Origin of the sequence: Kitasatospora sp. NPDC059817 (assembly GCF_042731835.1) — a bacterium.
Classification (GTDB): domain Bacteria; phylum Actinomycetota; class Actinomycetes; order Streptomycetales; family Streptomycetaceae; genus Kitasatospora.
On record NZ_JBHWIR010000076.1, the window covers coordinates 3,530 to 14,232 of the forward strand.

General features: G+C 70.7%; 10 protein-coding genes. 4 read left to right on the forward strand and 6 right to left on the reverse strand.

The genetic code is table 11. The annotated features are described in order from the left end of the window. Positions 1 to 106: 106 nt before the first annotated feature. Complete coding sequence (locus tag ACFV61_RS18245) at positions 107 to 1,321, forward strand: pyridoxal phosphate-dependent aminotransferase (RefSeq protein WP_363372446.1); 1,215 nt, start codon at positions 107 to 109, stop codon at positions 1,319 to 1,321. A 190-nt stretch (positions 1,322 to 1,511) separates the two neighbouring features. Here the strand turns inward: ACFV61_RS18245 and ACFV61_RS18250 are convergent, their stop codons facing one another. Further along, positions 1,512 to 3,338 (reverse strand): phosphoenolpyruvate carboxykinase (GTP), encoded by a 1,827-nt coding sequence (locus tag ACFV61_RS18250; protein ID WP_363372444.1) that lies wholly within the window; start codon positions 3,336 to 3,338, stop codon positions 1,512 to 1,514. Between the two features lie 276 nt (positions 3,339 to 3,614). On the opposite strand from ACFV61_RS18250, the gene ACFV61_RS18255 reads away from it, so the two are divergent. Next, positions 3,615 to 4,319 carry a hemolysin III family protein gene (locus ACFV61_RS18255; RefSeq protein WP_380345602.1) on the forward strand — a complete coding sequence of 235 codons (705 nt, stop codon included), beginning with the start codon at positions 3,615 to 3,617 and terminating at the stop codon, positions 4,317 to 4,319. Here the strand turns inward: ACFV61_RS18255 and ACFV61_RS18260 are convergent. The 3 genes from ACFV61_RS18260 to ACFV61_RS18270 form a co-directional block, all read right to left on the reverse strand. Next, entirely contained in the window at positions 4,290 to 4,772 is a 483-nt protein-coding gene (locus tag ACFV61_RS18260; protein WP_380492648.1) for a hypothetical protein, read from the reverse strand. The two genes, ACFV61_RS18255 and ACFV61_RS18260, sit on opposite strands and share 30 nt — an antisense overlap. Before the next feature lie 354 nt (positions 4,773 to 5,126). Continuing rightward, positions 5,127 to 5,975: a hypothetical protein gene (locus ACFV61_RS18265; protein ID WP_063348001.1), complete on the reverse strand. Its 849-nt coding sequence runs from the start codon at positions 5,973 to 5,975 to the stop codon at positions 5,127 to 5,129. 8 nt (positions 5,976 to 5,983) lie between these two features. Beyond that, a complete protein-coding gene (locus tag ACFV61_RS18270; protein WP_380492650.1) occupies positions 5,984 to 6,658 on the reverse strand; it encodes a papain-like cysteine protease family protein in 675 nt (224 codons plus the stop codon). 265 nt (positions 6,659 to 6,923) lie between these two features. Here ACFV61_RS18270 and ACFV61_RS18275 point away from each other — a divergent pair, with 265 nt between their 5' ends. Beyond that, complete coding sequence (locus ACFV61_RS18275; RefSeq protein WP_380377427.1) at positions 6,924 to 7,856, forward strand: hypothetical protein; 933 nt, start codon at positions 6,924 to 6,926, stop codon at positions 7,854 to 7,856. Between the two features lie 12 nt (positions 7,857 to 7,868). Here the strand turns inward: ACFV61_RS18275 and ACFV61_RS18280 are convergent, their stop codons facing one another. Together ACFV61_RS18280 and ACFV61_RS18285 are read right to left on the reverse strand one after the other, a co-directional pair. After that, positions 7,869 to 8,489, reverse strand: a complete 621-nt coding sequence (locus ACFV61_RS18280) for a hypothetical protein (RefSeq protein WP_380492652.1) — start codon at positions 8,487 to 8,489, stop codon at positions 7,869 to 7,871. Next, positions 8,486 to 10,237 carry an alpha/beta hydrolase gene (locus ACFV61_RS18285; RefSeq protein WP_380492654.1) on the reverse strand — a complete coding sequence of 584 codons (1,752 nt, stop codon included), beginning with the start codon at positions 10,235 to 10,237 and terminating at the stop codon, positions 8,486 to 8,488. The genes ACFV61_RS18280 and ACFV61_RS18285 overlap by 4 nt, the downstream gene beginning before the upstream one ends. A gap of 67 nt (positions 10,238 to 10,304) precedes the next feature. Here ACFV61_RS18285 and ACFV61_RS18290 point away from each other — a divergent pair, with 67 nt between their 5' ends. Then, complete coding sequence (locus tag ACFV61_RS18290) at positions 10,305 to 10,682, forward strand: hypothetical protein (protein WP_380492655.1); 378 nt, start codon at positions 10,305 to 10,307, stop codon at positions 10,680 to 10,682. Positions 10,683 to 10,703: the final 21 nt, after the last annotated feature.

A 10,703-nucleotide genomic window follows, 5' to 3' on the forward strand; every position in this document is an offset into this window, starting at 1 on the left:
GACACCCCCCCCGCGCGCCCCCCCCGGGGGCGCGCCGGGGGGGGGGGGGGGCGGCCCCCGCGCCCCCCCCCGGGTGTGCCCGGAGGTGCCCCTAAAGTAGGCAGGCATGCAGGTCATCCAGTCCAGCAAGCTCGCCAATGTCTGCTACGACATCCGCGGCCCGGTACTCGACGAGGCGATGCGGCTGGAGGAACAGGGCCACCGCATCCTCAAGCTCAACACCGGCAACCCCGCCGTCTTCGGCTTCGAGGCGCCGCCGGAGATCCTCCAGGACATCCTGCGCAACCTCTCGACCGCGCACGGGTACGGCGACTCCAAGGGCCTGCTCGCCGCCCGCCGCGCCGTGGTCATGCACTACGAGGACCGCGGCCTGCACGGGCTGAGCGTCGAGGACGTCTTCCTCGGCAACGGCGTCTCCGAGCTGATCCAGCTGGCCATGACCGCCCTGCTGGACGACGGCGACGAGGTGCTCGTCCCGGCGCCCGACTACCCGCTGTGGACGGCCTCGGTCTCGCTGGCCGGCGGCACCGCGGTGCACTACCGCTGCGACGAGCAGGCCGAGTGGTACCCGGACCTCGCCGACATCGAGGCCAAGGTCACCGACCGGACCCGGGCCATCGTGGTGATCAACCCGAACAACCCGACCGGCGCGGTCTACCCGCGCGAGGTGCTGGAGGGCATCGTCGAGATCGCCCGCCGGCACCGGCTGGTGGTCTACGCGGACGAGATCTACGACAAGATCCTCTACGACGACGCCGAGCACATCCCGCTGGCCACCCTGGCGCCCGACCTCTTCTGCGTCACCTTCAACGGCCTGTCCAAGGCGTACCGGGTCGCGGGCTTCCGCTCCGGCTGGATGGTGCTCTCCGGCGACCGGCAGCGGGCCCACAGCTACATCGAGGGCCTGGCCGTGCTGGCCTCGATGCGGCTGTGCGCCAACATGCCCGCCCAGCACGCGGTGGCCGCCGCGCTCGGCGGCCGGCAGTCGATCCGCGACCTGGTGCTGCCCGGCGGGCGACTGCTCGCCTCGCGCGACGCGGCGTACCGGCTGCTCAACGAGATCCCGGGGGTCAGCTGCGTCAAGCCCAAGGGCGCGCTGTACGCGTTCCCGCGGCTGGACCCGAAGGTCTACAAGATCAAGGACGACGCCCAGATGGTGCTGGACCTGCTGCGCTCCCAGCGCATCCTGCTGGTCCAGGGCACCGGCTTCAACTGGCCCGAGCCGGACCACTTCCGGCTGGTCACGCTGCCCCGGGCGGAGGAGATCACCGACGCGGTGACCCGGATCGGCGACTTCCTGAGCGGATACACCCAGCCGTAACGCCGGAACAGCTGCACGCAGCCGCGACCCCCGCGCCCGGCGCGCGGGGAAAGCACTACGGCCGGAGTCCCGGCCCGGGCGGTCTCCTTGGTCGGGGAAAGACCGTCCGGGGGAACTCCGGCCGTCCTGTCGCTCGGCGGGCGCGCGGTTCGTGCCGCGCGACCGCCTCTCGCTCTGCTGAGGCTCAGGCTCAGCCGAGACGCGCGACGAGGCTCCGGTACTCGTCCCACAGCTCCTTCGGGGTGTGGTCGCCGAACAGCTCCAGGTGGGCCGGCACCAGCGCGGCCTCCTGGCGCCAGATGTCGGCGTCCACGGTGAAGAGCAGGTCGAGGTCCTCCTTGGACAGCTTCAGGTCGCCGAGGTCGAAGCCGTCGACGGTCGGCAGCACGCCGATCGGGGTCTCGACGCCCTCGCCGGTGCCCTCCAGGCGCTCGACGATCCACTTGAGGACGCGGCTGTTCTCGCCGTAGCCCGGCCAGACGAACGCGCCCTCGGCGTTCTTGCGGAACCAGTTGACGTAGTAGATCTTCGGCAGCTTCTCGGCGTCCGCCTGGGCGCCGACCTTCAGCCAGTGGGCGAAGTAGTCGCCCATGTTGTAGCCGCAGAACGGCAGCATCGCGAACGGGTCGCGGCGCAGCTCGCCGACGGTGCCCTCGGCGGCGGCGGTCTTCTCGGACGCGATGTTGGCGCCGAGGAAGACGCCGTGCTGCCAGGTGAAGGACTCGGTCACCAGCGGGACGGCGGTGGCGCGGCGGCCGCCGAACAGGATCGCCGAGATCGGCACGCCCGACTGGTCCTCCCACTCGGGGGCGATGGTCGGGCACTGCGCGGCCGGGACGGCGAAGCGGGCGTTCGGGTGGGCGGCCGGGGTGCCGGACTCGGGGGTCCAGTCGTTGCCGCGCCAGTCGGTGAGGTGCGCCGGGGGCTCCTCGGTCAGGCCCTCCCACCACACGTCGCCGTCGTCGGTCAGCGCGACGTTGGTGAAGACCGTGTTGCCCCACAGGGTGTCGATGGCGTTGGCGTTGGTGTCCACGCCGGTGCCGGGGGCGACGCCGAAGAAACCGGCCTCGGGGTTGATCGCGTAGAGCTGGCCGTCGGCGCCGAAGCGCATCCAGGCGATGTCGTCGCCGATCGTCTCGACCTTCCAGCCCGGGACGGTCGGCTGGAGCATGGCCAGGTTGGTCTTGCCGCAGGCCGACGGGAAGGCGGCGGCGACGTACTTGACCTCGCCGGACGGCGGGGTGAGCTTCAGGATCAGCATGTGCTCGGCCAGCCAGCCCTCGTCACGGGCCATGGTCGAGGCGATGCGCAGTGCGTAGCACTTCTTGCCGAGCAGGGCGTTGCCGCCGTAGCCGGAGCCGAAGGACCAGATCTCCCGGGTCTCCGGGAAGTGCGAGATGTACTTGGTGCTGTTGCACGGCCACGGCACGTCCGCCTGGCCCTCGGCCAGCGGGGCGCCGACGGTGTGCACGGCCTTGACGAAGTCGCCGTCCTCGCCGAGCTGGTCCAGCACCGCCTTGCCCATGCGGGTCATCACGCGCATCGACACAGCGACGTAGGCGGAGTCGGTGATCTCGACGCCGTACGCGGCCAGCGGGGAACCGACCGGGCCCATCGAGAAGGGCACGACGTACATCGTGCGGCCCTTCATCGCGCCGCGGAACAGTCCCTTCTCGCCCTGGAAGACCTCCCGCATCTCGGCCGGGGCCTTCCAGTTGTTGGTCGGACCGGCGTCCTTCTCCTGCTCGGAGCAGATGTAGGTGCGGTCCTCCACGCGCGCCACGTCCGTCGGGTCCGAGGCGGCGTAGTAGGAGTTGGGGCGCTTTTCCTCGTTGAGCTTCTTGAAGGTGCCCTGAGCCACCAGCAGGTCCGCGAGGCGCTGGTACTCCTCGTCGGAGCCGTCGCACCACTCGATGCGGTCCGGCTGGGTGAGCTCGGCGATCTCGTTCACCCACGCGAGCAGGCGCTGGTGGCGGGTGGGCGCGGAGGCGCTGAGAGCAGAGATCTCGTACGACACGATCGCTCCGTTTCACACCATCTCGGCGAGGAGGTGGCGTAGCGGGGGTCTGAGGGTGCTTGCAGCGTAGCTCCGGCTTCGACGCCAAACTGAGGCACAGCGTCGAAATTGACTCATCTTTTACTACAGTAAGTACGATTACCGGCCAGTAATAGGTCGTCCACATCCCGGCCCGGACGCCCTCGCGGGCGCCTCGAACACTCCAAAACGTCCAAGAGTGATGATCGCCACTTTCCTACGCGTCAGTAACCTACGGCCCCGTAGGTAGCGGGTAGCATGCTGCGCATGACTGCTGAGCTCGTCGAGAGCACGGAGAACGAGGGCGCGGAGAACGAGGCCTCGGGACGCAAGCCGAAGTGGCGCGGCTGGCTGCACGCCGGGATGTTCCCCGCCACCGTCGCCGCCGGGATCGTGCTGATCTGCCTGGCCGACTCCACCCCCGCCAAGATCGCCTGCGCGATCTACTCGATCAGCGCCTGGCTGCTGTTCGGGGTCAGCGCGGTCTACCACCGCTTCGACTGGGGCCCGCGCGGGGACGCCGTGCTGCGGCGGCTGGACCACGCGAACATCTTCCTGATCATCGCGGGCACCTACACGCCGTTCACGATCCTGCTGCTCAAGGGCGCCGACCAGCAGGTGCTGCTCTGGGTGGCCTGGGGCGGCGCGCTGGCCGGAATAGCGTTCCGGGTGTTCTGGGTCGGCGCGCCGCGCTGGCTGTACACGCCGGTGTACATCGCGCTCGGCTGGGCCGCCGCCTTCTTCCTGCCGGACTTCCTGCACGCCGGCGGCGTCGCCGTCCTGGTGCTGATGATCGTCGGCGGAGTGCTCTACAGCATCGGCGGCGTGGTGTACGGGCTCAAGCGGCCCAATCCGTCACCGCGCTGGTTCGGCTTCCACGAGGTGTTCCACGCCTTCACCCTGGGCGCGTTCATCGTGCAGTACGTCGGGGTCTCACTGGTGGCGTACAGCGCGGCCGGCTGAACCCGGCGCGCCACGGCGGGCGGCCGCGCGGTCCACGGACCGGGCGACCGCCCGTTCCGCTGTCCAGGGGCGCTCGTACGGCGCCCGGCCCTGCGGGCGGCGCGAGTACGGCGGGTGGTCCGCCGCGCCGGCCTCCGGCCACGGCTCCACCGCCGGCCCGGCGGTGCGGCCACGCGCCTGCCGGGCGTCCAGCGCCTCGCGGGCCCGGCGGCAGCGCTCGCAGTGCGCGGCGTCCGGGGTGACGGCCGACGGCCGGTGCCCCCGCGGGGCGGCCGGCCGGTGCAGCGCCCGCCAACGGCGGCCCACGTAGACCATGAGCAGCAGCACCTCGACCCCGGCGACGACCAGGACCAGCATCGCCCCGTTGATCAGATAGGCCGCGACCACGGCGAGCGCGGACGCCACCACCACCGCCGCACTCCACACCTGGGCGCTCGACTCCCTACCGGCCATTCGACTCCCCTTTCCCGGCGCCGGGCTCGTGGTCGGCTCCGGCCGCCCCACCCCTTCTCCGCTCTCGGCACGCGTCAGTCAGCACTGACCGATTGCCACATGATATCTACCGTCCGTCACCCGGAGCTGCCCCCGGGCGGCGAACGACAGATCAACGTTGCGTCAATTCCTTGTGCGGAAGCATTACTTCCAGGACACACCACGCAGCGCGCCCGCTCGGCTACAGGTTGACGCGCCGGGGGCCGCACGCAGCACGGCGGGGCCCGGCTGTATCAGCCGGACCCCGCCGCATGTCTCGCATGGCGTACGTGTCGTGCACGTCGCACACGTCGCGCATGTCGTACCCGAGAGGCCCTACCCCCGTCGGACACCCGCCCTGCGCCGCACGGCCGCACCCGCACCCACGAGCGCGGTGACGCCCAGGGCCGCGGCCGCCGTCACGGCCGGCAGCGCCGAACCGCCGCCCGCCGCCCGCTCCTGGTCGGCCGCCAGCTGGTAGCCGCCGCCCTTGCCCTCCCGGTCGTACGCCGAGCCGGGCAGCTTGTCCCCGTACCGCTGATGCACCAGCTTCTGGTACGCGGCCAGCGACACCCCGCCCGCGCCCACCGAGCGCCGGGCCTCGTCGTCCAGCGGCAGCACCCGGCCGTCGCGCAGCACGTACCAGGCGTTCACCTGCGGCTCGCGGAACGCCGTACCGCCACCGCCGCCGGCCGCCTTCGCCGCGTAGTCGCTCTCGTCACCGCCGGAGGCGATGTTGACCACCCGCCAGGAGTCGCCCTGCCGGATCGTCCACACCGAGGCCGTCTGCCCGTCCGCCGCGACCACCTTGCTCGCGGTGAACTCGGCCTTCGCCACCGGCGCACCCGGGGCGCCGGCCACGAAACCCGCGTCCAGGGTGTACACCGGCACGGTGTCGCCGGCCAGCCGCGGCGCGGCCGCGCTCGCCGCCTGCGCCTCCTGCGCCGCACCGATGGTCAGCTGCTGGGTCGGCGGGACGCCCTTGCGGGCGAAGAAGTGGCCCACCTTGTCGAGGACGGCCTGGTCCTGGACCACGCCACGGGCGTTCGCCAGGTCCGCGGCGGGCACCGGCACCGGGGCGCCGGCCGGCCCGTCCGCGTGCGCGGCCGGGGCCAGCGCCAGCCCGAGCCCGGCGGCGAGCAGGGCGGTGACGGCGGCCCGACGGGCCTTTCCGAGGTCAGTCATGGTCGCCCTCACGCGCCGATCCGGTACAGGGAGTGGGTCCACGAGAACGTGTTGTTGTTCACGTAGTAGTTGTAGTCCGCCCAGTTGTAGCGGTAGTTGGACGGCCACGGGTCGCCCCAGTACACCCAGTTGCTGCTGGTGTCGTAGCCGTAGACGACGTGCATGTGCCCGCCGCCGGAACTCCACTGGATCCGGGTCTCGATCGGCCGGTTCGCGTCCACCTCGGACTGCACCGTGCTGTAGCGCAGGTAGCCGGTGACGTACGAACCCGGGTTGATGCCGGCCCAGTCCAGCCCGTTCTGCACATCGGCCAGCGAAGCCTGGCTGTTGGGGCAGCTGGAGTTGGCCGAACGGCCGAACGCGGCGTTGCAGAACTGGTTCTGGCTGTAGTTGTAGCCGAACCAGGTGGCGATGGTGTTCCCGCTCGCCGCCCAGCACCAGTTGGTCTGCTGTTGCTGCTGCATGGTGATGTTGAGCTTCTTGAACGTGCCGGCCAGATCGGCCGTGCTGCCGGGCGCGGCAGCCTGGCGAACCTGCGCCGGGGCGCGGTCCTGGACGGGAGCGAGGTCCTGGGCGGGGGCGGCGAGCGCCGGAGCGGCCGCCACCGCGGTCAGCGCCGGGCCCAGCACGCCGAGGGCGAGCAGCGAGACCGCGCGGCGCAGCCGTATCCGTGGAACTGGCATGGGGGAAATGCCTCCTTGCACAAGCGGAGCGAGGTGCTGTGTGGGGGCGCGGTCCGGATCGCGCCATGAGCATCCCGCCACCCTCGGAGGCCGGTCAACGACCCTAAGGACCACCACAGTTCAGGTGTGAACGACCGGTCACAGGTGTGAACGCCACCCCGAAAACCCCCGCGTGGCACACCAGGGCCGGTGACAAACCGCCGCCCTGATGTGAATATTCACGGTCAAACACGGTCTGCCCGCACCCGTCCCCCAGGAGGCCGTCATCCACCGCACCGACCAGGCCGACCTCACCGCCGCCCTCCGCACCGGCCCCTTCCACCTCGCCCTGCGCACCGCCATCGCCACCCGCGGCCTCGCCCTCCACCGCATCCGACGCCACCTCGCCCTGCGCGGCGTCCACGTCGGCCTCACCAGCCTCAGCTACTGGCAACAAGGCCGCCGCCGCCCCGAACGCCCCGAATCCCTCCGCGCCGTCGCCGCCCTCGAAGACGTCCTCGACCTCCCCGAACACTCCCTCACCCGCCTGCTCGGCCCCCGCCGCGCCGCCGACACCACCCCCGCCGGCCCACCCGTACGCCCCTACCGCGACCTCATCTCCCCCGCCACCGCCGTCGACGACCTGCTCGCCACCATCGCCGGCCCCCGCGACACCGGCCTGCACACCATCACCCACATCGAACGCATCCGCCTCGGCCCCGACCGCCAACTCGCCCGCCGCGACTCCCAACACGCCCTCCGCGCCCACCGCGACGGCATCGACCGCTACCTCGCCCTCTACCAGGGCGACCCCGGCAGCGACATCACCCGCGTCGGCGTCCGCGCCGAAGAGAACTGCCGCCCCGGCCGCATCCGCCGCGACCAGACCCACCACCTGCTCGTCGCCGAACTCCTCCTCGACCGCCGCCTACGCGCCGGCGACACCCACCTCCTCGGCTACGGCTTCGACGACACCCCCTCCCCCGACCCCAGCTGCGAATACGTCCGCGGCTTCAACTCCGGCGCCGGCCAGTACGTCCTCCAGATCACCTTCCACCCCGCCGCCCTCCCCGTCCGCTGCCACCGCTTCGCCCTCCACTCCCCGGGCGAAGCCCCCTACGAGACGGAGGAACTGACCCTGGACGGCCACCACTGCGTCCACCTGGTCGCAACGGCACTGCGACCGTGCCTGCTGGGAATCAGGTGGGACTGGGAGTGACGGGGGGCGACGTCAGTGCGACCAGTACGGGTCGTCGACCACATCGACCTTGGCGTCGAGCGATGTTCGGACGAGCGGGGGCACGGGCTTGTACTCATGGGCGGTCTGGTACAGCACCCCGATGGCCTCTGCCCTGAACGTCACCAGGTAGCTCGAGTCTTGCTGGGCCCTCGCGTAGAACGTCAGGAACGTCTCCCCACCCACGTCTCCCATACCCCGCAGGGCCTGAGTCTCATCGGCGGGGTCCGACCGATCGACCACCCGGCTCCCAAGTGCCTTCCAGGCTTGGGTCACCTGATCCATCAAGGTCGGCAGTTTTGCCCGCGAGACCGCGGTCCGCACGGTGACGATCTCGGTGACCGCCGAACCCATACTCCGCTCGCCGTCCCAGAGATCGTCCTCCCTCCGCACCTCGAACTCGGCCCCCGCATAAGTGAATGAAGGCGAAACTCCATCCATGGTGGCGCGCAGGGCGTGGTCGATCCAGCCCTTCCCCTCGTCTGTCCCCACCCGGCCCGATCGATCGGCCAACGCCAATGGCCCGTACCCGTTGGCGAACAGCACCGCACCGAGAGCCACCGTGACGACGAACGACAGCACGATCGAGCCGATCACCTTCCAGCGGGTCGTCATCGGCCCTCCGTCAGGTGAACGTCGTCGGCCTTGCCCGTCACGATCGAGGCGATGTTGCCCAGCGAGGGGCCGCCGGTCTCCGGGGCCAGATACTTGGTGTGCATCCCGAAGTCCTCCCAGCTCCACGACTTGCTCCACCCGTCGACGGTGAAGCGCTTGGCCCCGAAGGACTCGCTCGCCGGGTCTCTCCCGTACCAGAGGTCGTGCGGGTCGGCCCCGATCAACCCGCCGAAGGGCCAGGGCGCCGTCGCGGCGGTTGCCGAGGGGATTTGGGTGACCGGGTCATTGCCGGCCGCGCCCGCCCACACATGCCCGGCGGGCATCCCCAGGTCCGAGGCGTGTGTCACGCCGACACCGGGACTGCCGATGATCACCACGTCGTCCGGCAACGTGTAGTTCCCCTGGTGGGCGGCCATCTTCGTGGCCTGTCCGACGAGGAGCGAGCCGTAACTGTGCCCCATCGAGGTGATGTGCGGGCTCTGGCCGCTCGTATTGGTCGCCCGGAGCCCGGTGACGAACCTCGCGTAATCGGGTGCACCCTTGACCGCCCGCTCGGACGTGGCCGCTTTGATGTCGATGTCCGGCGGGTCGTAGCCGAGCCAGATGATGGAGGCCGCCGATCCACCGGGCTTGATCTTCTTGTTGGCCTCTCGCCAGACGTTCAACGCGTTTTCCGACTCGTTGGTGCCGGGCGTCGTACCTGGCTTCGCCGCGCCGAGCGAATCGGGCGTGGTCGTGATCCCGGGCACGTAGGAGGAGATGTCGGTGGCGGTGTCGGGGTTTCCGAAGGACAGGATCGCGCGGCCTTGGCCTTCGGTTCCGACGCCGATCAGGTAGGTAGGTGGCCGACCGTCCTTCGCCTGGGAATCCTGGGCGAGGCGCTCTTGGATGGGCTTGAGCTTCTGGTACTCCGCCTCTTCCTCCTTCGTCCGGTTCCTGCCTTCGAGTTCCCTCATCCGCTTGTCCAGGTACGTCTGGTTGACCCGGTCCCGCACCTCCACCGGGACCCCGTCCAGGTTTCCGATGTTCTCCGGGTGGTGGTCGATGTACCACTGCCGGCCCGCCGGGTCGAGGCCGTTCCACCAGTTGTTGACCTCCGTCGGGGGCGCCCCCACGGCAGGCATGTCCCTGAGGTAGGGGGAGCCCGGGCTGTTCGCGGCCTTCTGGTCGGCCTCGGCGACGGCGAGGGTCAGCCCCGACTTGCTGGTGGCGTGCTGGGTGAAGCCCTTGAGCAGCCCCGCCAGGGTCTGGTCGGCCGCACTCGCCTCCGTGATGGCGGCATTGATCCGCTTGGCGACGTCCTCGGCCGCCGTCTTCTGTTTCGTCTCCCAGGTGGCGTCCACGGGGCCGGTCGCCGGGGGCCAGCTCACCGTCCCGGTGTCGCTGACCGTCAGTCCCTTGGCGGTGGCGTCGACGAGGGCCTGCCGGAGTTTCGACTGGGCGAGCCCGAAGAGGTCCGCGTGGTCCCGTAGGGTCTGGCCGATGGCGGCCAGTTCGGTTTCGGCGGCGTGCAGTTGGCTGGTGGTGCCGTCCAGTGAGTGGAAGGCGGCGTCGGCCGCCGGGCCGGTCCAGCCGGATCCGTGGACCCGGTCGGCGGTACCGCTCTTCCAGTCGGCGGTGTGCTGCGTGTACGCCTTGTGCAGCGCGTCGTAGGCGTCCGCCGCCGTATGCAGGTCCTCCGGCTTGGCGTTCTTCAGGCTCGCGAGATCGAGGCGGTTCTCTCCCGCTTGCCAATCCGTGTCAACCATGAGTGCACCCCCCAGTACTCGCCGCTACCATAGCCCACGACCGACATCGGACGTCCGGGGGGACATCGTGCCGAGCGACCCAGGATTCACCGTCAAACCGGGCGAGTTGACCGCGGCCGGGAACAGCGCGCTGACCGTCGCCGGGAAAGTGCCCGACGAGACCGCGAAGTTGGCCGAGCCGAGCGCCAAGGCGGCCGGGAGTCTGGCGGGTTGGCAGAGCGGGGCGGCGTTGCAGGGGTGCGGTGCGGCCTGGAAGGCGCTGTTGGACGGCCTGGCCGGTGACATGAAGTCGGCCGGCGGCAATCTGCTGACCTGCGCGCAGACGTATGTGAACGCGGACCACCTGCCGGCACCCGTCGCGGCTTCGGGCGCCCCCCCCCGCAAAACCCAAGTGGGGGGCGGGCGGCCCGGGGGCGAACCGGAAAGTAAGGGCGGCCGGGGGTAGTACAGCGGGGGGGCGGGCAAC